The sequence below is a fragment of the Ensifer sp. B1-9 genome (assembly GCF_050474445.1).
GTDB lineage: Bacteria > Pseudomonadota > Alphaproteobacteria > Rhizobiales > Rhizobiaceae > Ensifer.
Window position 1 is genome coordinate 53362 of record NZ_JBCHVG010000023.1, and the last position, 25401, is coordinate 78762.

Annotated in this window: 25 protein-coding genes; 9 read left to right on the forward strand and 16 right to left on the reverse strand. The window is 60.5% G+C overall.

Annotated features, from left to right (window positions below; translation table 11 throughout):
* The first annotated feature begins 1 nt into the window (after position 1).
* The 5 genes from ACQ5BM_RS31330 (at position 2) to ACQ5BM_RS31350 (ending at position 3948) form a co-directional block, all read left to right on the forward strand.
* The gene (locus ACQ5BM_RS31330) at positions 2-811 is read left to right on the forward strand and encodes an alpha/beta fold hydrolase (protein ID WP_429819642.1); all 810 of its coding nucleotides are present in this window, start codon (positions 2-4) and stop codon (positions 809-811) included.
* On the forward strand, positions 804-1193 hold the full coding sequence (locus tag ACQ5BM_RS31335; protein ID WP_429819644.1) for a carboxymuconolactone decarboxylase family protein: 390 nt from the start codon (positions 804-806) through the stop codon (positions 1191-1193). The genes ACQ5BM_RS31330 and ACQ5BM_RS31335 overlap by 8 nt, the downstream gene beginning before the upstream one ends.
* 145 nt (positions 1194-1338) lie before the next feature.
* Entirely contained in the window at positions 1339-2172 is an 834-nt protein-coding gene (locus tag ACQ5BM_RS31340; RefSeq protein WP_429819646.1) for a transporter substrate-binding domain-containing protein, read from the forward strand.
* Between the two features lie 61 nt (positions 2173-2233).
* Positions 2234-3208, forward strand: a complete 975-nt coding sequence (locus ACQ5BM_RS31345) for an amino acid ABC transporter permease (protein ID WP_429819648.1) — start codon at positions 2234-2236, stop codon at positions 3206-3208.
* Positions 3205-3948, forward strand: a complete 744-nt coding sequence (locus ACQ5BM_RS31350) for an amino acid ABC transporter ATP-binding protein (RefSeq protein ID WP_429819650.1) — start codon at positions 3205-3207, stop codon at positions 3946-3948. The genes ACQ5BM_RS31345 and ACQ5BM_RS31350 overlap by 4 nt, the downstream gene beginning before the upstream one ends.
* Positions 3949-4067: 119 nt before the next feature.
* Here ACQ5BM_RS31350 and ACQ5BM_RS31355 read toward each other — a convergent pair whose 3' ends face one another.
* The 9 genes from ACQ5BM_RS31355 to ACQ5BM_RS31395 form a co-directional block, all read right to left on the reverse strand.
* Entirely contained in the window at positions 4068-4796 is a 729-nt protein-coding gene (locus ACQ5BM_RS31355; RefSeq protein ID WP_429819652.1) for a GntR family transcriptional regulator, read from the reverse strand.
* A 51-nt stretch (positions 4797-4847) separates the two neighbouring features.
* Positions 4848-5591, reverse strand: coding sequence for an aspartate/glutamate racemase family protein (locus tag ACQ5BM_RS31360; RefSeq protein ID WP_429819654.1), 744 nt, complete (start codon positions 5589-5591; stop codon positions 4848-4850).
* Between the two features lie 12 nt (positions 5592-5603).
* Positions 5604-6326, reverse strand: coding sequence for an ABC transporter ATP-binding protein (locus ACQ5BM_RS31365; protein WP_429819656.1), 723 nt, complete (start codon positions 6324-6326; stop codon positions 5604-5606).
* A gap of 3 nt (positions 6327-6329) precedes the next feature.
* Positions 6330-7109 (reverse strand): ABC transporter ATP-binding protein, encoded by a 780-nt coding sequence (locus ACQ5BM_RS31370; protein WP_429819659.1) that lies wholly within the window; start codon positions 7107-7109, stop codon positions 6330-6332.
* A gap of 4 nt (positions 7110-7113) precedes the next feature.
* The gene (locus tag ACQ5BM_RS31375; protein WP_429819661.1) at positions 7114-8094 is read right to left on the reverse strand and encodes a branched-chain amino acid ABC transporter permease; all 981 of its coding nucleotides are present in this window, start codon (positions 8092-8094) and stop codon (positions 7114-7116) included.
* 4 nt (positions 8095-8098) lie between these two features.
* Positions 8099-8965, reverse strand: a complete 867-nt coding sequence (locus tag ACQ5BM_RS31380) for a branched-chain amino acid ABC transporter permease (protein ID WP_334196875.1) — start codon at positions 8963-8965, stop codon at positions 8099-8101.
* Between the two features lie 70 nt (positions 8966-9035).
* Positions 9036-10235, reverse strand: coding sequence for an ABC transporter substrate-binding protein (locus tag ACQ5BM_RS31385; protein ID WP_429819663.1), 1200 nt, complete (start codon positions 10233-10235; stop codon positions 9036-9038).
* A 242-nt stretch (positions 10236-10477) separates the two neighbouring features.
* A complete protein-coding gene (locus ACQ5BM_RS31390) occupies positions 10478-12037 on the reverse strand; it encodes an ABC transporter substrate-binding protein (RefSeq protein ID WP_429819665.1) in 1560 nt (519 codons plus the stop codon).
* Positions 12038-12860: 823 nt separating this feature from the next.
* Complete coding sequence (locus ACQ5BM_RS31395) at positions 12861-13583, reverse strand: NIPSNAP family protein (protein WP_429819668.1); 723 nt, start codon at positions 13581-13583, stop codon at positions 12861-12863.
* Positions 13584-13684: 101 nt separating this feature from the next.
* Here ACQ5BM_RS31395 and ACQ5BM_RS31400 point away from each other — a divergent pair, with 101 nt between their 5' ends.
* Positions 13685-14293, forward strand: coding sequence for a TetR/AcrR family transcriptional regulator (locus ACQ5BM_RS31400; protein ID WP_429819670.1), 609 nt, complete (start codon positions 13685-13687; stop codon positions 14291-14293).
* A gap of 315 nt (positions 14294-14608) precedes the next feature.
* On the opposite strand, the gene ACQ5BM_RS31405 is transcribed toward ACQ5BM_RS31400, so the two are convergent.
* The 7 genes from ACQ5BM_RS31405 to ACQ5BM_RS31435 all read right to left on the reverse strand — a co-directional run bounded on the left by ACQ5BM_RS31405 (position 14609) and on the right by ACQ5BM_RS31435 (position 22280).
* Complete coding sequence (locus ACQ5BM_RS31405) at positions 14609-15607, reverse strand: Ldh family oxidoreductase (protein ID WP_429819672.1); 999 nt, start codon at positions 15605-15607, stop codon at positions 14609-14611.
* A gap of 1 nt (position 15608) precedes the next feature.
* Positions 15609-17594: an FAD-dependent oxidoreductase gene (locus ACQ5BM_RS31410; RefSeq protein ID WP_429819675.1), complete on the reverse strand. Its 1986-nt coding sequence runs from the start codon at positions 17592-17594 to the stop codon at positions 15609-15611.
* A 120-nt stretch (positions 17595-17714) separates the two neighbouring features.
* On the reverse strand, positions 17715-18794 hold the full coding sequence (locus ACQ5BM_RS31415) for a quaternary amine ABC transporter ATP-binding protein (RefSeq protein ID WP_429819678.1): 1080 nt from the start codon (positions 18792-18794) through the stop codon (positions 17715-17717).
* Positions 18787-19674, reverse strand: coding sequence for an ABC transporter permease (locus tag ACQ5BM_RS31420; protein ID WP_429819681.1), 888 nt, complete (start codon positions 19672-19674; stop codon positions 18787-18789). Before ACQ5BM_RS31420 ends, ACQ5BM_RS31415 begins: the two co-directional genes overlap by 8 nt.
* Before the next feature lie 100 nt (positions 19675-19774).
* Positions 19775-20776, reverse strand: a complete 1002-nt coding sequence (locus tag ACQ5BM_RS31425; protein ID WP_429819682.1) for an ABC transporter substrate-binding protein — start codon at positions 20774-20776, stop codon at positions 19775-19777.
* Between the two features lie 66 nt (positions 20777-20842).
* On the reverse strand, positions 20843-21643 hold the full coding sequence (locus ACQ5BM_RS31430) for a pyrroline-5-carboxylate reductase family protein (protein ID WP_429819684.1): 801 nt from the start codon (positions 21641-21643) through the stop codon (positions 20843-20845).
* 7 nt (positions 21644-21650) lie between these two features.
* Entirely contained in the window at positions 21651-22280 is a 630-nt protein-coding gene (locus tag ACQ5BM_RS31435) for a TetR/AcrR family transcriptional regulator (protein ID WP_429819686.1), read from the reverse strand.
* A gap of 148 nt (positions 22281-22428) precedes the next feature.
* On the opposite strand from ACQ5BM_RS31435, the gene ACQ5BM_RS31440 reads away from it, so the two are divergent.
* The 3 genes from ACQ5BM_RS31440 to ACQ5BM_RS31450 form a co-directional block, all read left to right on the forward strand.
* Complete coding sequence (locus ACQ5BM_RS31440) at positions 22429-24465, forward strand: FAD-dependent oxidoreductase (RefSeq protein WP_429819688.1); 2037 nt, start codon at positions 22429-22431, stop codon at positions 24463-24465.
* 2 nt (positions 24466-24467) lie between these two features.
* Entirely contained in the window at positions 24468-25073 is a 606-nt protein-coding gene (locus tag ACQ5BM_RS31445; RefSeq protein WP_429819690.1) for a dimethylsulfonioproprionate lyase family protein, read from the forward strand.
* A 45-nt stretch (positions 25074-25118) separates the two neighbouring features.
* Positions 25119-25401, forward strand: a 283-nt coding sequence (locus ACQ5BM_RS31450; protein WP_429819692.1) for an electron transfer flavoprotein subunit beta/FixA family protein, incomplete at its 3' end; no start/stop codon positions are given.

Below are 25401 nucleotides of genomic sequence, written 5' to 3' on the forward strand. Positions count from 1 at the left end.
CATGGCAGAGGCACAGCGCCATACCGTCGGAGACGTGACGCTCAACTACCGGATCGACGGCAGCGGCGAGCCGCTGGTCTGCATCCACGGCGTCGGTTCCTATCTCGATGCATGGTCAGGCGTCGTCGAGCGCCTGAGGGATAGTTTCACGATCCTGACCTTCGACCTGCGCGGCCACGGCCAATCGAGCCGGGTGAAGGGCCGCTACGAGATCGACGATTTCGTCAACGAGGCGCTGGCGCTCGCCGACAAGGCAGGCTTCTCGACCTTCAATCTCGCCGGCTTCTCGCTCGGCGGGCTGATCGCCCAGCGCTTGGCGCTGACCCACCTGGACCGGTTGCGCAAGCTGGTGCTTCTCTCCACGGTGGCCGGCCGGACACCGGAAGAGCGGACCCGGGTTCTGGAGCGGCTTGCGGCGCTGCGTGCTGGCACCCCTGCCGACCATCACAACGCCTCGCTGTCACGCTGGCTGACGGAAGAGTTTCAGACCGCGAACCCGGAGGTCATCGCAAGGCTTCGCGAGCGCGATGCCGAGAACGATCCGGAATGCTATGCGGCTGCCTACCGCGTGCTCGCCGAGACCGACTTTGGCGGCTTCCTCGACCAGATTCGCTGCCCGACGCTGATTGCGACCGGCGAGGACGATGCCGGGTCCAATCCGCGCATGGCGCGCTACATGCACGAGCGCATCCCGGGCTCGACGCTGTCGATCCTGCCGTGCCTGCGTCACTCCATCCTGATCGAGGCGCCGCAGACGGTGGCCGATCTGATGCGCGGTTTTCTGACCACCAAGGAGGCGAACCATGGATGAAGCGCTTAGAAAGAGCGGCGAAGCCGTTCGGCGCAAGGTGCTGGGTGATGACTATGTCGACCGCGCCATCGACGGCGCCGACAGCTTCTCGGCACCGTTTCAGGATGTGCTCAACGAATATTGCTGGGGCACGGTCTGGACTGACTGCAGCATGGACCTCAAGCGGCGCAGCCTCCTGAACCTCGGCATGCTGGCCGCGCTGAACCGCATGCACGAATTCGGCATCCACTTCCGCGGCGCGATCCGTAACGGCCTGACCGAGGAGGAACTGCGCGCAGCCCTCGTCCAGATCGCCGTCTATTGCGGCATTCCCACCGGCGTCGAAGCCTTCAGGGTCGCCCGCTCCATCCGCGATGAGATGCGGCAGAAAGGAGAACTCTGACTTCCATCGATTCAAGGAAGCGACGGGCCTGCGGCTGCGTCAGATCGCCGGAAGACGAAAAGGTCTCTTCGATATCAAGATTGCATGACGGTACGGGAATGAGCCCGGGTCAAAAACCAAGAATGACAATAAAGGGAACCATCGCATGAACAGACTGAGCAAGATTTCCGCAGCGGCAGTGTCGCTTGCCGTAGCCTTCGCCGCCCTCCCGGCTAAGGCCGGTGCCGTCCTCGACCGCGTCATGGCGGCCAAGGATCTGAAGGTTGCGACCGACGCCAACTGGGCGCCGCAATCCTTCATGAACGAAAAGAACGAACTCGACGGTTTCGACGTCGATGTCGCTAAGGATATCGGCAAGCGCCTCGGCATGAAGGTCGAGTTCGTCACCCCGGGGTGGGACATCATCACCGCCGGCAACTGGGCCGGCCGCTGGGACATGCATGTCGGCTCGATGACGCCGACCAAGAAGCGCGCCGAGATCTTCGATTTTCCGGCCGTCTACTACTATACCCCGGCAGCAGTTGCCGTTCACAAGGACAGCAAGGCGACGAAGCTTTCTGATCTCGACGGCAAGGTGGTCGGCACCACGGCAACCTCGACTTTCGAAGCCTATGCCAAGGGCGACCTGACGCTCGACGCGGCCGGCGCGCCTCCTTTCAAGTACGAGTTCAAGCCGAAGGAAGTGAAGTCCTACGCCAACTCGACCACCGCCTTCGACGATCTGCGTCTCGGGGATGGGACCCGTCTCGATGCGGTCGTCTCATCGCTGCCGAGCATTCTCGACGCGGTGAAGGCCGGTTACCCGGTCAAACAGATCGGCGCCCCCGTCTTCTACGAGCCGCTCGCTGTTGCCATCGAGCATGGAGACAAGGAATTCAACGACAAGATCGCCGAAGCCGTGAAGGGCATGCAGGCGGACGGCACACTGAGCAAGCTCTCCGTGAAGTGGTATGGCGTCGACTACACGGTCGTAAAGTAACTACCGCCAGAAACGGACGGTCCGGGCAATCGGACCGTCGATTTGCCGCAAGGGACAAGAGATGCTTTATCCCGATACCGTCGAGTCTGAAGTGCTCGTCCATAAGCCGTGGTTCATCGCGACGATATTTGCGGTCGTGCTGGCTTTCTTCCTGATGTTCAACATGACCGGCACAGCGATGGGCGAATTGATGCGTCCCGTGATCGGCGACCCCTCCGCCAGCGGCGTTTACGGACGCTTCGCGATCGCCTTCGTCATATCCGTTATCTTCGTGCTCAATGTCGTGCTGATCGGCTTTGCGCCCCTCAGGGTGCAGATCGCCGTCGTCTGGATGGAGCTGCTGCTTCTGTTCCTCGCCTTCTTCGCGACATTTCGTCTGAGCCTGCCGTTCATCGTCGAAAAACTGCCATTCATGATCACCCAGGGCCTGGTGACGACGATCTATGTGTCCGCCGTTTCGATCGTCATTGCCTCGGCGATTGCCATTCTCGGCGCCGTCGCCAAGCTCTCGACCAATGGTTTTGCCTATGCGATCGCCAGCTTCTACACCTCGTTCTTCCGCGGCCTGCCGCTCCTCATGCAGGTCTATCTGATCTATCTCGGCCTGCCGCAGCTCGGTTTCGTGATCGACGCAGTGCCGGCCGGCATCCTCGCCCTTTCGCTCTGCTACGGCGCCTACATGACGGAGATTTTCCGTTCGGGCATTCAGAGCATCGACCGCGGCCAGTGGGAGGCCTCGCGCTCGATCGGCTTCGGCTTCGGCATCACCATGCGCAAGATTATCCTGCCGCAGGCGCTGCCGGTCATCATCCCGCCAACCGGCAACCAGTTCATCTCCATGCTTAAGGACAGCTCGCTGGTCTCGGTCATCGGTGTCTGGGAGCTGATGTTCCTAGCTCGCACGCTGGGGCAGAAGACCTTCCAGCACATGGAAATGCTGATCTCCGCCGCCATGCTCTACTGGATCATGTCGATCTGCCTGGAGCTCATTCAATCCCGCATCGAGCGTCACTACGCCAGGAGCAAGGTCCGATGAACGGCGACAAGATCATCGAAGCGAAGAACGTTTCCAAATGGTACGGCGCGTTCCAGGTGCTCAAGGATATCAACCTGACGGTTAGTAAGGGCGAGCGTATCGTCGTCTGCGGTCCCTCGGGCTCCGGCAAGTCAACGCTGATCCGCTGTTTCAACAGGCTGGAAGCGCATCAGGAAGGCGAAATTTCGGTCAACGGCATCACACTGCACAACAAGATGCGCAACGTCGGCGAGGTGCGCAAGAATGTCGGCATGGTGTTTCAGCACTTTAATCTCTTCCCGCATATGACGGTGCTGATGAACTGCATGGTGGGTCCGATGTGGATCAAGGGCGTGCCGGAGGCGGAGGCCAAGAAGACGGCGCTAAAATTCCTTGAGCGCGTGCGCATTCCCGAACAGGCCAACAAATATCCGATCCAGCTTTCTGGCGGTCAGCAGCAGCGCGTCGCCATCGCCCGTTCGCTCTGCATGCAGCCGGCGGTCATGCTGTTCGACGAACCGACTTCGGCGCTCGATCCAGAGATGGTTTCGGAAGTGCTGGAGACGATGACGGGTCTGGCGAAGGACGGTATGACGATGGTCTGCGTCACCCACGAGATGGGCTTCGCCCGCGCCGTCGCCGACCGGGTGATCTTCATGAATTCGGGCCAAATCGTGGAGGAAGGCAAGCCTCATGACTTCTTCACCAATCCGCAGCACGAGCGGACCAAGCTCTTCTTGAGCCAGATTTTAAAGCACTGATTGCCGGCTTATTGGTCATAATAAAGGATGGTTCAATGCAGACCGTAGATGTGAACGCTGCGCCGCTGGTCACGCCGTCACCCAACTCGACCGGATTTGGTGACAGTCCGGCGAAGAAATCAGCACAGCATCTCTGCAAGGCTCTCCGGCTTCTTTGCTGGCGGGGCAAGCTCCAGGCCTGACAGAAGGTCGAGCAGATGTTCCTGCATCAGTTCGGCGGCCTTGGCGGCTTCGCCTGCTTCGATCGCGTCGACGAGCGCGTGATGGGCGTGGCTTTCGCACGTCGTGTCGCGCCGCTTCCAGTAGAGAGCGATAATCAGTGAGGAGTGGGAAACGAGATCACGTACGAAGCTGGTCAGGACAGAATGGCCGGCAATTTCCGCGATACCCACATGAAATCGCGCCGACAGCATGATCGCGTCGCTGTCGCGGCCGGCATGCAGCGCTTCATGCTCCTTTTCGAGATGGTGCCGCAGCAGCAGGACGTCCTCCGGCTTGGCCACTTCCGCCGCAAGGGCGGCGACTCGGGGTTCGATCAGTGCACGCGCCTCGAAGACCTCGCGCGCCTCCCGTGTTGACGGCTGGGCGACAAAGGCACCGCGATTGGGTTCGAGTCGCACGAGACGGTCGTGGGCGAGCGCCTGCAGAGCGGCCCGGATGACCGTGCGGCTGACCGAATAGATCGATGCGAGTTCGTCTTCCGGCAGCTTCGTGCCCGGAGCGAGCCGATGACCGACGATTGCGTCCCGGAGACCGTGATAAATCGGCGACCAACGCGTGGCCGGTATCCGACTATGGGGTTCCGGATCGCGTGCCGCCGACACATTCGGCGCGTCTGGCGGGGTCATCTTTGATCTCTTGCGCCGGCGGACAACGTCCCTGGACATCCCGATGCATCCTTATCGCAGCTTGTTCAACTCCGGCGACAATGGCGCGTAGTGACCGGCAAATTGCTTGGCGAGCGGGCTTGCATAACCGCCGACCTTCGAGGTCCTCAGGCCCAAGCTCGATATGGCTTCGGCAAGCCTGACCGCACAGGCCACACCGTCGATCACCGGCACCCCGTGTTCGGTGGAAAGCTGGTGGGCCAAATCGGCCATCCCGGCACAACCGAGTACGATCGCCTCCGCCTTGTCTTCGATGATCGCACGGGAAATTTCAACCGAGATCTTTTGACGGGCTTCAGAACCCGGTTCTTCGAGGTCAAGGACGGCGACATCCGATGCGCGCACCTTGGCGCAGCGAGAAGACAGGCCGTATTTCGATAGATTGTGCTCGATCGCAGGCACCGAGCGCGCGAGCGTGGTGACGACACTGAATTTGCCGGCAATCAGCGTTGCAATATGAAACGCCGCTTCACCTATTCCGATCACCGGCGCGCTCGTAGCGCAGCGCGCCGCATCGAGACCCGTATCGTCGAAACAGGCGACCACATAGGCGTCCATATCGCCTGCCTTGAACATCTCGGCGAGAATGCCAGGCACCACGAAGGCCTCGTCGAAATAGCCCTCGATGCTTGATGGACCGTCCTTCGGATTGACTGCGATGATCCTGGTTCCGGCGGACGCGGCGATCTTTGCGGCCTTGCCGATCTTGTCGGTCATCGAGGTCGTCGTATTGGGGTTTATGACGAGGATGCGCATATTCGGTCCTGCCTACACTTCGCCGCCGAGATAGAGATGTTTGACGCGATCGTCGCTCAGCAAATCCGCCGAGGTTCCGCTGAGCGCAACCCGGCCGGTCGTCAACGCGTAGGCGCGCTGGGAGATACGCAGCGCCATGCGCGAGTTCTGCTCGACAAGCAGAACGCTGACCTTTTCGTCGCGGTTGATGGCCACGATCGAACGCGCGATGTCCTGCACCAGCTTCGGAGCGACGCCGAGTGACGGCTCGTCGAGGAGCAACAGGCGAGGGCGCGCCATCAGGGCTCGCCCGATCACCAGCATCTGTTGCTCGCCGCCGCTCATCGTGCCCGCCTGTTGCGTGTAGCGCTCCTTAAGTCGCGGGAAACGCGTCAGCACCATGTCCATGCTCTGCCGGATCTCGACCTTGTCGGAGCGGGTAAAGGCGCCCATCAGCAGGTTGTCGCGCACAGTCATGAAGGGGAAGACGCGACGCGCTTCGGGCACCATCGAGATACCCATACGGACGATCTCGTCCGGTGCGACGCCGTCGATGCGGTTGCCGCGATAGCGGATCTCCCCCTTGCGGATCTTTCTGAGGCCGGTGATGGCCCGCAGGATCGACGACTTGCCCGCTCCGTTGGCCCCGATCAGGGCGACGGTTTCCCCTTCCTTGACCTCGATCGAGACACCCTTCAGGGCATAGACGTGGTCGTAGTAGAGTTCAACGTCGTCGAATTTGAGGAGCGATTCCATGGCCTACAATCCGATCGATTCGTCTTCGACACCGAGATAGGCTTCGATGACCTTCGGGTTTTGCTTGATTTCTGCCGGCGTACCCTCGGCGATCTTCAGGCCGAAGTTGAGCACGACGATGCGGTCGGAAATGTTCATGACGGCCGGCATGTCGTGTTCGACCAGGAGCACAGTAAGGCCGCGCTCACGCAGCTTTCTCACGATCTCGACCGCACGCCTGGTTTCGTCGTGATTCATGCCCGCGAAGGGCTCGTCGAGCAGGATCACAGACGGATCGGTGGCAAGGGCGATGGCGATGCCGAGCGCCCGCAAATGCCCGTGGGGCAGGTTGCTGGCGATCTCGCCCTGCATCGCTGCCAGCCCGAGAAAATCGAGGATTTCGTCCGCGGATCTCCCGAATGCGTCCAGGTCGCTGCGTGCCGAGGCACTGCCGAAATAGAAGCCGGCGAGGGTGGCGCTCGAGCGCAAGTGATGCGCCGTCACGACATTGTCGCGCACAGTCATGTTCTTGAAGATCGTGGTCTCCTGGAAGGTCCGCACGACGCCCCTGCGGGCCACGACGTGCGGCGACAGGCCGGAGATTTTCTTCCCCTTGAATCTTACTTCGCCTTCGGTCGGCCGCAGGAACGAGGCGACCAGCTTGAACAGCGTCGACTTGCCAGCGCCGTTTGGCCCGATGACCGAAAGGATCTCACGCTCGCGCACCGAAAAGGAGACATCGTTGACCGCGACGAGCCCGCCGAAACGTTTGGTAAGGCCGATGATTTCGAGAATATCGGCCATGGCGCTAGAGGCTCCTCTTGCCGGGCAAGGCGAGGCTCAACAGACCATTGGGCAGGACCAGCATCAGCAGGATCAGCATGGTCGAGAAGATCAGGAGCTGGTATTCGCCCGTCTGGAACAGCACGTCCCAGCCGAAATAGAGAACAAAGGTTCCAAGCATCGGCCCGAGCACATAGCCGAGCCCGCCAAGGAAACAATTGAGCATGAAATTCACCGAGTCGGCGACTGTGAAGCTCGACGGATAGATTGACTGGGAGATCGACGCGAACATCGCCCCACCCAGACCACCGAGGAAGGACGAGAGCGCATAGGCGACGACGCGGAGATAGGCGATGTTGACGCCGATCGAAGAGGCGAGCTCCTCGTTCTGCTGCAGTGATTGGCAGAGCTGGCCGATGCGCGAATGGGCAAGCCGATAGAGACCGAGGAAACACAGCGCCATCAGCAATACGGCGACGATGTAGAAGGCGAGCCGGGGATTGGCGAGGCTTGAAAAATCCGGAACGAGAGTGATGCCGAAAAAGCTTATGCCGCTTGGCAGGGGGATGCTGACGATGCCTTTGGCGCCGTTGGTGATCGGTATGGCAAGGGCAAGCAGGCGCGCGACTTCCGTCAGCACCAAGGATACCATGGCGAAATAGACGCCGCGCAGGCGCAGTATGGGCAACCCGATGAGAACGCTCGCCGCGGCACAGAAGAGGCCCGCCAGAGGCAAGGTCAGCCAGAAGGACACATCATAGTTCATCACCAGGATGGCGGAAACATAGCCGCCCATCAGCGCGTAGGCGCCCTGGCCGATATTGATGCGGCCGATATAGAAAGTGATCCACACGCCCGCGCTGATGATGCTGAGCAGTGCCACCGAGGTCAGCGTGTAATAGAGATCGGTCCGCCCCGTCGCGTTGATGAGCAACGGCACCCCGACGAGAAGAATGATAAGGAAGAGTGCGGCCGAGACGATCTTGGGAGTTGCGGATGGTTTCATCGCATCAGCCCCACGGTTTGCCCATCAGCCCGTTCGGGCGGATGCTCAGGAAGATCATCAGCAGCGCGAAAATGGCGAGATAGGTGACGTCGCCATATTCGCGCAGCACAGTAAGGCCGACCGATTCCATCATGCCGAGGATGAAGCCGCCGGCAATGGCGCCGGCAACCACGCCGGCGCCGCCGATCATCACCATCAGAAAAGCCTTGATCGAGATCGGTCCGCCGATACCGGAATTGACGCCGGTGATCGTCACCAGCAAGCCGCCAACGACCCCGGCGAGCATTGCGCCGAGCGCGAAGCCGATCATGGAATAGCGCTCGACCTTGACCCCCATCAGCTGCGCGGCAATGCGGTCTTGCGCGAGCGCCCGCATGGCGCGGCCCGGTTTGCTATATTGCATGTAGAGCATGAAGGCGGCGATCATCAGTATCGCGATCACGCCGACGACGATGCGATCGTAAGGCAAGATCACCCGGTCGGAGATGAAAACGCCGCTGATGATCTTCGGCACGCCACGCTGCTTCTCGCCGAACAGAAGCAGGATAATGGCTTCGAGGAAGAATGCGGTGGCAGCGGCGAGCAGCATCGTGCTTTCCTCGCGCTTGCTGCGTTGGATTACTGGCCGGAAAAGAAACTTCTCCATCAGTGCGCCGACGACTGCGAGCGTGACCCCCGAACAGACCAGCGCGACCACGAAAGGCAGCTTGAGCTGGCCGTAAACCGAGTATGTCACGAAGCCGCCCAGCACGTACATTTGTCCGTGCGCGAAGTTGAGAACGTTCATGAGCGCGAAGATCAGCGTCAAACCGAGCGCAATCAGCGCATACTGCGCACCCAGATAGAGACCGTTGGCAATGACTTGTTCCATGGCTGCAAATCCGGTCGAGGGGAGGTCCGGGACCGATCCCGAACCTCCATTGACTTTAAGTCAGGTCACGTCAGTCCACTTCGCCGACAAACAAAGTCTTGAAGGTGCCGTTTTCGAACTCGGTCACCACCATCGGTACTGAAACCTGGCGCTTCTGGCCGAAGGAGGTGCTGCCGACATATTTCAGCGTGCTGTTCTTGGCGTAGGGATTAGGGGCGGAGAAGGTATCGATGGTCTTCTTGAACTCCTCCACGTTGTCGATCGCCTTGGGGTTCGCCTTGAGCGTTTCAATGATGTATTCGAGCGCGTAGACCTTGGTGTTGGACTCATCGTTGTATTCGCCAAACTTCTTGGTGTAGCGTTCGATGAACTCCTCCATCAGGGGCGTACGGATCTCCGGCGTCGAAGCGCCGCCGACCGAGATGAAGCCGTTGGCGAGTTCGCCGGCACCTTCCTGCAGCACGGTCGCGTCCTGCGCCGTTTCCGCTGAGATCAGGCCCTCATAACCGAGTTCGCGTGCGGCGCGGATCAAGAGCGGCGCGTTGGCGGGGGCCACACCGGACAGGACGAGCAGGTCCGGCTTCAATTGGACGATAGGCGTCAACACCGGTGTGAAGTCGCGTGTGTCGTTCTGGTAGGTGTCGGTCTCAGCGACAACTTCCAGCCCGAGTTCTTTAGCGGCAGCAACCCCGCTGTCGCGCTGGCTGATCGGATCGGATTCGTTGGCCGCGATGAAGGCCACCTTCTTCACACCCTTGTTTTCCTTCAGATATTTATAGATTGCCGGCCCTGACTGATAATTGGCGACCATGCCGAGGATCGCATTCGAGGCCGGTGCGACATAAAGCGATTTCGGGAACGCGTAGGGGAAATAGATAATCCCCTTGGATTCCGCCACAGGCCGAACGGCGGCCGCGCCGTCATCAACGTTCGGACCGACGACATAATGGATGCCTTCCTGGGCCATCTTCTCCATGCCGGCGATGGCCCGCTTGGGATCCTTCTGGTCGTCAAAGGTAACGATGGTGATTTTGTAGGTGTCCGCGCCGATCTTCACGCCGCCTGTCTCGTTGAGCCAATCTGCGCGTGTCTGCATCGAGCGAACGTTGGATGTGCCCCAGGCCGCGGCGGGACCGCTGGTCACGCCGACGAAGCCAATCTTGAGTTCCTTGTTCTCCGCTTGTGCAGGAAGAGTGCTTGCGACTGCAATTGCTAGGATCGAAACGGCGCCGAGCGCCAACGATTTCAATGTCGAGCGTCTGTTGATCATCTCACTCCCCATTTTTTGGCATCCGGCACGAATGGCGCGGCGGATCAGAATAAGGAAGCGCTAATGTACGGTATTGTCAACACAATAAGGAAGTATTGTATACGTTATTTGCGTAAATGGCGTGCGAGGGCGCTCGCCGCGGCGTGACGAGACTATCAACATGAACGACCCCACGACGCACGCCGAAGCCTCGCAAATTGAGCAGGAGCTGGAACGATTGCCGTTCCAGCTCCGCATGTGGGCTACTCCGCGAAATGCGTCAGCCAGTGGCGCGGCTTGTTGTCCGCCAGTTGAGCGACCCGATCGATCTTACTGCTCATCACCCAGGCCATGGGCTGCTGGTGCAGCGGCAGCATGATCATTTCGTCCTTGACCATCTGGAGTGCCTTGGTCTGCAGTTCGAGCCGCTTCGTGCGATCCATTTCGGTCGATGCCTGGATGATCAGCTTGTCGATCTCTGGATAGCTCCAGCCACCCCAGTTGAAGACGCCCGCCTTGTCGCTTCTCGTTTCGATCATCTGGAGCAGGATCGAGTAGCTGTCGAGCATCGGCTCGTTCGCCCAGCCGATGATGTAGACGTCAGACAGACCACCCGTGCGCTTGGGCGCCTGAGCAGCCGTCGGGCCAATGTCGAGCTGCGGCTTGAAACCGGCGCGGCTCAGCATATTGACGATACTCTGGCAAAGCTCCTCCTCGTTGACATAAGCCTCGTTCGTGCAGACGAGTGTGAAGGGGAGATCGCTTGCGCCGGCTTCGGCGAGCAGCTTCTTCGACAGTTCGGGATCGTACGGTACCACCGTGTCCAAGGCTTCGACATATCCCGGAATCTCCGGCGCGATGATCGCGCCCGCCGTCCTCGACTTGCCGCGCATAACCCGCTTCTGGATGAGATCCTTGTCGAGAGCATGGGCGACAGCCTGGCGGACACGCAGATCGTTGAACTTGTTGTCGACGCCGTCGGCCAGTTTCGGCTTGCGGTTGAAGCCCATCATGATGGTGCGCAGGTCGGTGCGCTCCATGACCTTCAGGTTTGGCTGCGCGACAAGGCGTGGAATATCCTGTGCTGGCGCGTTCTCGGTGAAGTTGATCTCGCCCGACAACAGCGCGGCTACCCGCGTTGCGGCCGAAACGATCGGCGTGAACTCGATACGATCGATATTGGACTGCGACTTGTCCCACCACTCGGCGTTCTTGACGAGGACAGTTTTGCTGTCGGGTGTACGGCTCTCGAGCTTGAACGGACCGGTGCCGTTGGTGTGGTAGGTGGCGTAGCCTTCGATCTTTTTGCCGACATCCGTCGGCTTCAGCGAGTTATTGTCGGTGAGCCAGGTCGCATCGAAAATGTGGATGTTCGTCAGGTCGTTCAGGAGCAGCGGATAGGGGCCGGTGAGTTCGATATCGACGGTGTGGTCATCGACCTTCTTTGCCGACTTGTAGGCCGGAAGGTTGCCGCGGAGCGGAGAGGCTGGATCGCTGACTCGAGTGAGAGAGGCGATCACGTCGTCCGCGGTGAAGTCGGCGCCATCGTGGAACTTGACGCCCTCGCGCAGATGGAACCGCCAGACCGTATCCGATACCGTCTCCCAGGACGTCGCCAGCGCCGGCTCGATCTTCAAATTGGCGTCGTAGCGGACAAGCCCCTCATAGACGTGGTTGAGGAAGGACAGCGTGTAGCTGTCGCCATAGGAATAGGGATCGAGCGAATAGATGTCGCGCGAGGCGCCCCATTTGAGCGTTTCCGCATGGCCAGCCGTGCAAAGCACAGCCGAGACGACGGCTGCTAGGGCCAATTTCTTGAGCATTCTGCAGTTCTCCCTGGTTGAGGTCACCTGTCCCGTTTGGTCGGGTCTTCGTCTTTAGAGGGAAGGACGGCTCACAAGCCGTCATCCACGGATCAGCCGTCGGCGCGCCGTTGTCGGCGGACGCATGGGCTGCTTGGTCTTGTTGTTCGTCGGTTGCCGGCTGAGCGGGATAGTGGTCGATTCACCCGTGGCCTGCTTGCGTGCCGCCGTTCGATCGTCGTGCGGGAGTGAGGGCATCAGGCACAGCTTGACACCTAGCGCTGTTCGGAACGCCAGATCCGGTTGCTGTCAGTCGGCAGCCCGCGCGAATATCACCCCGAACTCAGTCAAGGTCAGGTGTGCACGCGTGGGATGTGAGAAGGTATCGCGCTGGCCAGTCCAGCGGAGTGTATTGGCGTAAAAGTCCATCGCCAAAAGCCCCGGCGATAGGGTCTTTCAAAGACTTGCATCAACACTGCTCCTCCCAGCTCGTGCCTGCTGATCGGTACCATTGCACAGCGAAGATATTTGTCAACGTTATTGTCGACAATTGTGGGTACTATTTTTTGTAAGTTTGTTGACAATGAAGGAATGGCTGCATCTCGCCGTGCCAGAGGTGCACTCCGGTATCGACCTCCCCAAGCCCGGTCCGGGTGTCCCGACTACGTCTCGGACGGGAATTTCCATCCTCCGGGGGCGTGCCGAAGGAGGCCGAGAGGCGCGACACGTTCCTGTTCCATGAGGAGTTTGCTCTCTCGTGGTCGATCTCATCAACGCTGAAGCCGTTTCTAACGGCGTCTTCCAGCTGGAGGAGGCGTGACGTCTCCGAAGCGCCGGCAAGCCGCTACCAAGTGCAAAGCGACCGTGGCGTCGGGGTCAGGCGAGAAACCTCGATTCTTCGCCAGCACTGGCTGTCCATTCGCGGATAGACCTCATGGGTCCATTTCATGTCCTGGCTCAATCGCCCTTGATGGCGGGAAAAACTGTCCTCATCCTCATGCAGTTCGAACCAGACAAACACCGTCTCGCCGTCGCGGACCGGAAGCCTCGGAAAGCCGTTCACGTTGCGTTCGGTGATGAAAATCGCAGCGACGCGCGCACCGGCGCTTTCCAGGATCGGCAGTGCCTCCGCCATGAAGTATGTGGCGAACGCGTCTTGCGTGTTGGGGGCCAACGAGCAGATGTTTGCGGTGACGAGACCTTTGATCTGCCTGGTCTCCCGTTCCCTGGTCCGGTTGTGAGAGAAAGGCCGTGTGCCGGCAACGGGCTTGAGCAACAGCACGTTGTCCGAGTTGAGCATCGTCTCGTTGGCAGACGGCCCATGTTCCTTCCAAACCGCGCTCGAATAGAAGCCTGCCAGGGCTTCCGTTCGGGCTTCCATGTTCGCAAAGGACCGAACCCAGACAAAGGCGTCGGGATCGTCAAGGTCGCGGAATTCTCCTTCGATGCGCATTCCGAGCGCTTCCTGAGGCTCGACGAATTCCTTGTCAAACAGTCCGATCAAGGGTTCCCTTCCGCCAGGATGAAGTCGGTAGCGGCGGAGTTCGAAAACGGCATGGGATTCCATAGTGCCTCCAAAAACAGGTCGATTGTCCTGTTTTGATAACAGGATGATTGACCTGTTTTGTCAAGGCGATATGTTGATCGAGAATTTTGCAGAAGACGACCATGATCGAACATAGAAGAACCAATGATCCTCGGGCCGTGCGACGAAGAATCATCGATGCGGCCTACGACGCCTTTGTCACGCAAGGTTACCTCGCGACGGGAATGTCGGAATTGCGCGAGAAGGCTTCGGTGTCGGGAGGTGCGATGGCGCACCACTTTCCTGCGAAACGCGAGCTCGGATTGGCGGTTATCCGCGATCGTGTCGCGGAAGCGGTGCAGTGTACGTGGATCGAACCGCTGCACGCCTGCAGCGATACGCCTTCTGGGATTGATCAGATCTTCACGGACATCATCGGCGAACTGTCACGCAATGGCAGCGTCTCAGGTTGCCCTCTCAACAACATGGCTATGGAAGTTTCCAAGCACGATCACGAGATGCGCGAGGCGCTCGGCGCCATCTTTACTGCTTGGCAGGATGCACTTTCGACACGGTTTCAGGAGGATGTCCGCCTGAAACGTGTTGACGGCATCCAACCTGATAGTCTCGCCACGCTGACCATCGCCGCCTATTCGGGAGCCATGGCGATGGCAAAAGCCCACCAAGACACGCGCCCACTCCAGAACTGTCAGGGGGAGCTTGCGGCCCTTTTCGCGTCGAAATACGCCTGAGCTGGTTTCGACCGGCTGACACATGGAACTGATGATGATGCATGCTTGGACTCTAAAAGCGAGGGGTGGAGAATCATCTGCTTTTCCCCCTCCAGGCGAATGCCCCTGTAGCTGATCGCCGGCGAGCTTTTGGCCTGTTCCATGAAGAGGCGTTCAAGCTGGCGCCTGAAAGTCCTATGCTCACCGCCACATTCTGAACGGGGATGGCCGGGTCTCGACATAACGCCGCGGCTTGACGTTCTCGGCGAGCCGCTCGCCAGCTATTCCGAGAGGCGTGAATAGATTTCCGCCCATCCTTCAAACAGACGGATCGCCTTAAGTCGCTGCGAAACGACAAATCGCGTCGAAGACGGCGCGGGACATTCGCAAGGGTTGTTCAGTCGGCCGAGGCGGCCTACCGCTGACGCCTGGAACGTAAACGCCGAGCTCTTCCAGTCGCCGGATTTGGTCGTGGGCGCGGGCGATGTAGCCGCTCCCGGCCGGACCCGGTATCATCGCGATCACCGTCAGCCCGACGGCGGGAGAGGCATCGCCTGTTCTGAAGCTTGGCGTGTCCAGCGACCATGAGCCGCCGGAGAGGCCGGCCGACAGCATTTCGACCAGAAGGGCGACGTTCGCACCCTTGCGGCCACCAAAGGGTAGGAGGGCGCCGATGAGCGCCTCTTCGGCGTCCTCGGTATCGGCGCCTTCTGCATCGACCGCCCAACCTCTGGGAATGGACCGTCCCTCGGCGGCAGCGGCGGCGATGTTGACATAGGCTGTGGCGCTGGAAGATTGATCGATGAGCAGTGGCGGGGTGCCATCGCCGAGTGGGAACGCGAAGGCGATCGGGTTCGTGCTGAAGACGGCAGGTCCGCCTGCCTTTGCAACAACCATGGCATTCGCGTTTGTCGCGGCAAGACCGCTCAATCCTTCCAGCGCAAGCCGGCGCACGTAGTAGCCAAGTTCGCCCGTGGTGTAGCTGTTCTTCTGGCTGAACAGGGCGATCCCGAAAGTGCGTGCTGCGTCGACGAAGTCTCGAAAGGCAAGATCAAAGCCGAGTTGTGCGATGCCTTGGTCCGCGTCGGATGCCAGAAAGGCGGGAAAGGGGCGCGTGACGACCGGCGCCGGATCGCAATTGATACGGCCGTCACGGAAACTGTTGAGATAGTCCACCAGATGTGGAAACCCGACCGCAACGGGACCGCAGCGAGCGGCCGAAAGGGTCGCGTCGACGAGTGAGCGGGCACTTTGCGGATTGGCGCCGGCGCCAAGGCATGCTCTGAGTGCAAGCTCCTCCGCTTCCGCCCCGCCGAGTTCCACTTCATCCGCCATATCAGATCTCCAATCCCGCCTTTCGGCCCTCGTAAAACGCATAGGGCGCCTGGCGCGGTGCCGCGCAATCGCCGATCTGGTGGGGCGAAATACCCCGTTCTGCTAGGCCTGGCATCAGCCAGTCGGCCGGCGAATTGGTGGTGGCCGTGACCAGCGCATCGGCTTCGACGAAGCGGCGTTCTCCCGTGTTGTGATCGACGATTGTTGCGCCATTGCCGTGCCATTCGCTGATGCTGGCTTCGACGATCCATTCGACGCCGAGCTTGCTTAGCGCCTGCCGCATGGGAACGTCGGCGGCGGTTCTCTGCAACTCCTTGCCGACGAAGGGATCGGGCGTCAGGATCGTCACCAGGTGGCCTTCCTCGGCAAGCTTCCAGGCGGTGCCACAGCCGCGCCAGCCGCCACCTTCGTCGAGAAGCAGGACGCGTTTGCCCGGCCTTGCCTGGCGTGCCATGACGGCTTCGACCGTAAAGACGTTGCCCTTCGCCAGACCCGGCATTGTCCCGACCGTCGGTAGCGCTTTCTGGAAGCCCGTCTCTGGCGAGTAGGAGCCGGTGGCGACGACGACCCGGTCGAATTCGGAAGGTTCGATGTCCTCAGCCTCGATATAGGTGTTGAGGCGAAGCTCCACGCCGAGTTTCTCGAGTTGGCGCTCATACCAGGCGATGAGCTCGAGGATCTGTGCCCTTCGCGGCTGCATCCCCGCTAGCAGGAAGTTTCCACCGAGACGGCTCGAGGCTTCGGCAAGCACGACCTTGTGGCCACGCTCCGCGGCCACCCGAGCGGCTTCCAGTCCGGCGGGACCGCCGCCGACCACCAGCACGCGCTTCGGAGCACCGGTCTTCAGGAAACGGTCGCCGTTCCATTCCGCCTCGCGGCCGACGGATGGGTTGATCAGACAACTGATCCAGTAGTCCCGCGATCGACGTCCCCAGCACATCTGGTTGCACGAGATACAGCCACGAATGTCGTCCGGACGATCCTCGCCCGCCTTCGTCGCCAGATGTGGATCGGCGATCTGGCCGCGCACGATCGAAACGAGGTCAGCTGCTCCTTCGCCAAGCACTGTTTCTGCGTTTTCCGGGATGCGGATGTGACTTTCGGCGATCACCAGGGCATTCTTGACGACGCCTTTCAGGACCGATGCGAGATCGGCGCCAAGTTTCTCCGGGTAAAGGAACGTGGGCATCAACTTGTAGAAATCAAGGTAACCGCCCGAACCGCAGGTGACATAGTCGATGAGGCCCAGTTCATCGTGCAGGCGGATGATCTCGGCAAGTTCGTCGCGTTGAAGAGCAACTTTGACGTCCGGCTCGTCGCTGACGGCAAGGCCTACGATGAAGTCCGGGCCGCAGACTTCCCTGATCCGCGTCAGGATTTCCCGCGACATGCGCGTGCGATTTTCGAGCGAGCCGCCCCATTGGTCGTCGCGTCGATTACACCAGGGGGTCCAGAATTGGTCGACCATGCCGAGATAGGCCGCCCAGACCTCGACGCCGTCGAAGCCGGCATCCCGACAGCGCCGTGCCGCCTCGACGAAGCCGTCGATCGTCTCCAGGATTTCCGCTTCGGTCATCGGATGCGAGCCGTCGCTGTCGTGATAGCTCGGCCCGCCCGACGGCGACCAATGCGGATGAAAGGAGTTGTCGGAATCTCCATGGGCGCCGACGTGGTAAAGCTGCTGGATCGCGACCGTCCCGTGTTCCTTGATCGCCTCGACCACCTTCCTGAAGTGGGGGATAACGCTATCGTCGGAGTGGCGGAAGTTGCCGCGGGTCAAAACGGCTGCGGCATGGACCGGCATGGGCTCGACGATGATCATCGCGGCGCCGCCGATCGCCCGTTCACGGTAATAGGCGGCATGGCGTTCCGTCGGCAGGCCCTCGACCGCCATGTTCGCCGTGTGGGCGCCGAAGACGATCCTGTTCTTCAGGGTATGGGCGCGTAATTTGAGAGGGGAGAACAGCCGGGGAAACTTCTTGGACATGGCGCAACTCCGGACGGGAAGGGATCGGGACTGGAATGGGTGCGCTTCGGCAACCCTTACGCTTTTCCGGGCGGAGAACCGTCCGCCCGGAGGGGAGACATCTTGGGTCGGTTGCCTATGTCACGCGGCGGTGGCTGCGATCGCCATTGTACGTTCCCTCGCTTCATGCGCATTGACCATCGCACCCGCCAACTGACGGAACGTGACGATGCCGAGAGGCTTGCCCAAAGGATCGACGACGGTGATATCGCCTTCGGGCGCTGATGCGAGCGTACGCACCGCCTCTTCGATCGTGAGATCGGCGGCAATCCGCGGTCCGCTATCGACGGCGGTCGCGCCGAATGGCATCATGATTGCCTCGACATGCACGACACGCCCGCGGTTTACCTCCTTCACGAAGTTGGCGACATAATCGTCGGCGGGTCTCAACACGATGTCCTGGCTTGATCCCTGCTGGATGACCTCGCCGTCGCGCAGAATGGCGATCTGGTCGCCGAGCCTGAGCGCCTCGTCGAGATCGTGGGTGATGAAGACGATCGTCTTCTTGATCTCCTTCTGCAGGTCCAGAAGCACAGTTTGCATGTCTGTGCGGATGAGCGGATCGAGCGCCGAATAGGCCTCGTCCATCAGCAGAACCGGTGCGTCGTTGGCAAGCGCCCGGGCAAGGCCGACGCGCTGCTGCATGCCGCCGGAGAGCTGATTGGGATATTTCTGCTCGAAGCCTTTGAGACCGACCCGTTCCAGCCACCGCATGGCGGTCTCAGTGCTCTTCGCCCGCGACACGCCCTGGATTTCGAGGCCGAAGATCGTGTTGTCGAGCACGCTGCGATGCGGAAGCAGCGCAAACTTCTGGAACACCATTGCCGTCTGGTGGCGGCGGAAATCCCGCAACTCCATTTCGGGCATCTTCATCACATCGACGCCGTCGACAAGGACCTCGCCGGCCGTCGGGTCGATCAGCCGGTTGATATGGCGGATGAGCGTCGACTTGCCCGAGCCGGAAAGCCCCATAATGACCTGGATGGAGCCCGACGGCATTTCGATATTGATGTCGCGAAGGCCGAGCACATGTCCGTGGCGCTCGTTGAGTTCGGCCTTGCTCAGGCCGTTCTGGACCGCTTCGACATGAGCCTCAGCGTTTGGCCCGAAGATCTTGTAGAGATGGCGGATCGCGATGCCGCCGAAAGCATGGTCAGCCATGGACCACCTCCCGGTGCTTCTGGAGCCGTTCGCCATAGGCCTGGCTGACCCGGTCGAACATGATGGCGATACCGACGATGGCAAGGCCGTTGAAGATGCCGAGTGTGAAGTACTGGTTGGCGATCGCTTTCAGCACCGGCTGGCCAAGACCCTGGACGCCGATCATCGACGCGATGACGACCATGGCGAGCGCCATCATGATCGTCTGGTTGATGCCGGCCATGATGGTCGGAAGCGCAAGAGGGAGCTGCACCTTGAAGAGCTTCTGTCTGTTGTCGGCGCCGAAGGCATCGGCCGCCTCCAGCACGTCCTTGTCGACCAGGCGAATGCCGAGATTGGTGAGCCGGATCATCGGTGGGATGGCGTAGATGACGACGGCGATCAGGCCGGGAACCTTGCCGATGCCGAGCAACATGACGACGGGGATCAGATAGACGAAACTCGGCATGGTCTGCATCACGTCGAGCACGGGATTGACGACCCGCTGGACCCTGTCGGAGCGCGACATCAGAATGCCGATCGGCAGTCCGATCGCGATCGACAGCACGGTGCAGACGAAGATCATCGAGATCGTCCGCATCGTATCGTCCCACATGCCGAAGTAACCGATCAACAGCAGCGTCACGAGACAGCCGACGCCAATCCGCAGGCTTCTGGTTGCTGCCCAGGCGATGGCCAGGATCAAGAGGGTGATGATCGGCCACGGCGTCTTGGTCATGAACCGTTCGGCGCCGATCAGAAAATGCTGCAATGGCGTAAAGAATCCCTCGATCAGGTCGCCGTAGCTGCGCGTAAAGCCACGAAACGTCTCGTCAATGACCTTCTTCAGGTCGCGAAGCGCGTTGTCGTCCATATGCGGAAATTGATAAAACCAGTCCATTCGGTTCCCCTTCTCGAAAGAGCCGATCCGTTCTTCCTTGTTATGTCGGCATGAACGATGCGGCGTGCAGAAGCACGCCGCATCGGCGTGGCGGTGCCGGTTACAGCGCCGCCTCGATCTTCGCGGCGGCTTCCGGCGAAACCCACTTCTTCCAGATATCAGGGTTTTCTTCGAGGAAGTGCTTGGCACCTTCTTCGCCGCTTGCCTGGTTGTCGGTCATCCAGGCCATGAGCTTGGCAATGGTCTCATTGCTCCAGGAGCGCTTGTTGAGATACTCCATGACTTCCGGTCCGGCCTTTTCCGAGAAAGGCTTGGCGACGAGCGTCACGATCGTATCGATCGGCCAGGCGCTGGGTTTGGGGTCGGTGCATTCGGCAACCGTGATGCAACGCTTCCACTCAGCTGTATCATAGGGGACGCCGGCATCGAGATGTACCATCTCGTATTTGCCGAGCAGAGCAGTCGGTGCCCAGTAGTAGCCGACCCAGCCTTCCTTGCGTTCGTAGGCCTTTGCGATCGAACCATCGAGACCTGCCGCAGATCCGGTGTCAACCAGCGTCCAGCCAGCCTTTTCCGCTTCAAACGCCTTGTAGAGCTGCGCGGTCACGACCGTGCCGCCCCAGCCTTGCGGGCCGTTGAAGATCGCGCCCTTGCTCGGGTCTTCAGGGTCCTTGATGAGGTCGGGATGCTTCAGAAGGTCGGGAATGCTCTTGATGTCGGGATGGGCGTCGGCGAAGTATTTCGGGATCCACCAGCCCTGGACGCCGCCGTCGGGAAGCGGCGAGCCGACCTTCACGATACGGCCTTCCTCGGTTCCCTTCTTGACCACGTCGGGAAGCAGGTCGATCCAGGCCTCGGGCGCGATATCGGGTTCGCCTTTCTCTGCCATCGATGTGATGGTCGGGACGGTGTCGCCGATGGTGATTTCGGCGCTGCAGCCGTAACCTTCATTGAGAATGATCTTGTCGAGGTTGGAAATCACCTCGGCACTTTGCCAGTTCATGCTGGCGATGGTGACACTGCCACAGTCCGCAGCGTTGGCGAGCGACGAACCGGCGACGGTTCCAAGGAACAGGCATGTCGATGCAAGCAAGCTTTTCATTATCGTTCCCTCTTTTGGCGGCTTCTTCTGTTGGAGCGGGATGCCGCGGAGCCCGCTCCTACGGCGCTAGGAGGCGTCTCCCATGCGAACCGATTTCCTGAATGCCTCCGACAATCCGCGCGAAACGGCGGCGCCAAATCCGGCCGCGCGCATTTCCTCGATCGCCGCCGCGGTGGTGCCGCGATAGTCGAGGAAGGTCTGGACCGTTTCGCCGGGACAGTCGTCCCGTTGTTCCAGTAACCTGCCCGCACCCACGATAAGGGTGTTGACGGCACGCTTGGCGATCTCGGGCGCCAGGCCATAGGAGATGGCGTCTGCCGCCATCGCCTCGGCAAGAAGCGCCGGAAAGGCGGGACCGGAGCCGGTGAGGCCGGTCAGATAGTCGATATCCGCCTCTGAACGCACTTCATCTTGGGAGCCGCAGGCGTCGAAGATAGCCCGTATGATCGACCTATCATCCTCCCGTACATCGGCCGCGACGATCCACGGCGTATAGGATTTGCGGACTTCGGCCGCCGCATTCGGCAAGGCACGGACCACGCGGCCCGTCCGGTGTCGCGCACCAAGAGCACTCAGGCGGATGCCTGCCATGACGGAGATGAGCAGCTTGCCTTCGGCATCGACGTTCAGGCTGGGCCAGTCGGCCGGGCGGACGGAGAGAACGATAACATCCGAACGGTCGGCTAGGGCCTGGTTGTCTGATGTCCAGAACGAGCGGTTGAAACGGTTCGGCCGCTCACTGCGATAGGAGAGCGACAGATTTTGAGGCTCGGCAATGCCGGCATCGAGAATGGCTTCGGCGATTGCGCCGCCCAGCCAGCCGGCACCTCCAATTATGCCAACCCTCAAAGGTCCGCCCGCTTCCATGCTTCTCTCACTCTGGTTTGTAGCCGTGCCGGGCAAAGAAGCGGTCGAGCTCCCTTTGCTGCGGCGTTTGTCCGGTGTAGATCGCGATGTATTCCGGAATGCGCTTCATACGGAGCGCGAGGTCTTCCTTGGACTGCATCGAGATGTATCCGATCTGAACGAGATAGGTCGTTCGGGCGCGAACGTCCGCCGGTCCCGCCTCATAGCCGAACCGCATGAACATGCGGCCCAGCGCCTCCATTCTCGCCTGATCGGCCTGCTGCACTTCGGCCAGTATCTCGGGCGATTGCAGTGCCCAGCTGCGAACGGCGAACTCGAACTGGGAATCGAACAGATCCTTGTTCACCCAGCAGTCGAAAACGTTCAGCATCGCCTCGGCCAGCGACTCCGCATAGGCTTCGGACTGCTTGATGAGATTGCCGGTATTCTTCTCCCTCCAGCGGGCGATAAGAGCGTTCAACAGTTCCTCGCGGTCCTTGAAGAACCAATAGAAGCTGGTCCGGGAAAGATTGAGCCGTTTGGCCAACGGCAGGATCTTCACCGAATCCACACCCGACTCGAGCAGGGACTCGTAGGCGGCTTCGAGCCACCCCTCCTGTGAACCGCGCCAACCAGTGTCACTCATCGCCTGTTCCATGATTGCCTCCTAACAAATCCAAAGGGCTGGTTCAAGCAAAATGTACATATGTGTCGAATTGCCAAACTGTAGTGTTTTTGATTGTTGACACATATGTACATTTCCGCTTACCGTTGCGATCAAAGTCCCATAAACCGGAGCCCGTGGCATGTCGAACGATCCTCTGCTTCAGCCGTTTCAGTTGAAGCATTTGACCCTGCGTAACCGCATCATCGTCACGTCGCACGAGCCTGCCTATCCGGAAGACGGTATGCCGAAGGGACGCTATCGCGCCTATACGGTTGAACGGGCGAAGGGGGGTGTGGCGCTGACGATGACCGCCGGCTCTGCGGCAGTCTCGAAAGACAGCCCTCCAGTCTTCAACAACCTGCTCGCCTACAAGGACGAGATCGTGCCGTGGATCAGGCAGATGACCGACGCCGTGCATGAAGAGGGCGCGGCGATCATGATCCAGCTCACGCACCTTGGCAGGCGCACCCGCTGGGACAAGGGCGACTGGCTCCCGGTCGTTGCGCCCTCGCACCATCGCGAGGCAGCGCACCGCGCCTTTCCCAAGAAGCTCGAAGACTGGGACATCGAGCGCATCATCAAGGACTTTGCAGACGCCGCCGAACGGATGAAGGCGGGCGGCATGGATGGCGTGGAACTGGAAGCCTATGGCCATCTCATCGACCAGTTCACCTCGCCGCTCACCAACGAACTCGATGGCCCCTACGGTGGTTCGCTCGACAATCGCCTGCGCTTCTGTTTCGACGTTTTCAAAGCCATGCGCGAAAGGGTCGGAAACGACTTTATCCTCGGCGTTCGCTATACGGCGGACGAGTGTCTTCCCGGTGGGACCGGAAAGGCCGAAGGCCTGGAGATCTCCCGTCGTCTCAAGGAAAGCGGCCTCATCGACTACCTGAATGTCATCCGGGGTCATATCGATACGGATCCGGGCCTGACAGACGTCATCCCGATCCAGGGGATGGCGAGCGCACCGCATCTGGATTTTGCCGGCGATGTGCGCGCAGCAACCAAGTTCCCGACCTTCCATGCCGCGAAGATCCAGGACGTAGCGACGGCGCGGCATGCGATCGCTGCCGGCAAGGTCGACATGATCGGCATGACCCGCGCCCATATGACCGACCCGCATATCGTGCGGAAGATCATGGAAAAGCGCGAGGATGATATCCGCCCCTGCGTCGGCGCCAACTACTGTCTCGACCGCATCTACCAGGGTGGCATGGCCTTCTGCATTCACAATGCTGCGACCGGCCGCGAAGAAACGATGCCGCATCGGATCCCGAAGGCCGCCGCTCGCAAGAAGGTCGTCGTCGTCGGTGCCGGTCCGGCCGGCCTTGAAGCCGCCCGCGTCTCCGCGGAACGAGGTCATGAGGTCGTCGTTTTCGAGGCCGCGAACAATGCGGGCGGACAGATCCGGCTTACGGCCCAGAGCGAGCGTCGCCGCGAAATGATCAGCATCATCGACTGGCGCATGAGCCAGTGCGAAAAACTCGGCGTCACCTTCCGGTTCAACACCTGGGCCGAGGCTGGCACCGTACTCACTGAAAAGCCCGACGTCGTCATCATCGCGACCGGTGGACTGCCGCACACAGAGGTCTTGTCGAAGGGCAACGAACTCGTCGTTTCCTCCTGGGACATCATCTCGGGGGATGTGAAGCCTGGCACCAACGTGCTCATTTTCGACGACGCCGGCGACCATGCGGGCCTCCAGGCTGCAGAGTTCCTCGCCAAGGCCGGCGCCAAGGTCGAGATCATGACGCCGGACCGGTCTTTCGCGCCGGAAGTCATGGCGATGAACCTCGTTCCCTACATGCGCTCGCTGCAGAAACTCGACGTCACCTTCACCGTCACCTACCGGTTGGAGTCGGTCGAAAAGAGTGGCAACCAGATCATCGCCCATGTCGGCAGCGACTATGGTGGCGTTGCCAAGCAGCAGACCTTCGACCAGATCGTCGTCAACCACGGCACCATTCCGCTCGACGACCTCTATTTCGAACTGAAGCCTGGTTCGAGGAATCTCGGCGAAGTCTCTTACGACGAGCTCATCGCGGGCACGCCGCAGTCCGTCGAGCGCAATCCGGAAGGCGCCTATCAACTCTTCCGGATCGGCGACGCGGTGGCGGCCCGCAACACGCATGCGGCCATCTACGATGCGCTGCGCCTGGCCAAGGACATCTGACGATGGCGCGGCTTGATGCCTTGCAAGCCTTTCTGGACGCGGCGTTTGTCGCGTTCGACCAATTCGCGCAGGACAGCAGAGCACGTCAGTCGATCATGAAGATCTGCGAGCAGCTCGAGGCGCCGCAGCCGCTGCGTTCGGACATTGCAAAGCGCCTCCCTGTCTGCGGCCGCTATCTCGATGGTGTCCTCGCGACGAAGACCGGGCGGCCGTCGTTGGACGCGCTGATCGAGCGCTTTGCGTCGCTTGAACCGATGCTCGAATGGAAGTGGCGTTCGGTCTACGACCATACCGCCAGCGAGAATTTCCCGATGAGCCATGCCAACGCGATGATTGTCGGGCCCGGCGGCTTGGAGGATCGAAGGGACCTTTGGCTTGGCGTGACGTTGATGGCGCCGAACGCGCGCTATCCCGATCACGACCACGCCCCCGAAGAGACCTACCTCGTCCTGTCGGAGGGCGAGTTTCAGCACGGCGATTCCGAATGGTTCTCTCCGGGGATCGGAGGCTCCTTCTACAATCCGCCTGGCATCAAACACGCCATGCGTTCGGGTGAAAAGCCGCTGTTCGCCTTCTGGGCGTTGTTGCCTGATCGACCGAGACATTGACGAAAAGGCGTTCGGGCACGACCGAGCGCGGGAGGAAGGTTTGCGATGAAAATACTTGTGACGGTGAAGCGGGTGGTTGACTACAACGTCAAGATCCGCGTGAAGGCAGACGGTTCGGGCGTCGAGCTTGCGAACGTGAAGATGTCGATGAACCCGTTCGACGAGATCTCGGTCGAAGAGGCGCTGCGATTGAAGGAAGCTGGCAAGGCGAGTGAAGTCGTCGTCGTTTCCGTCGGTCCGGCCAAGGCCGAAGAGACGCTCAGGACCGCGCTCGCCATGGGCGCCGACCGCGCCATCCTCGTCGAGACCGAAGACCAGGTCGAACCGC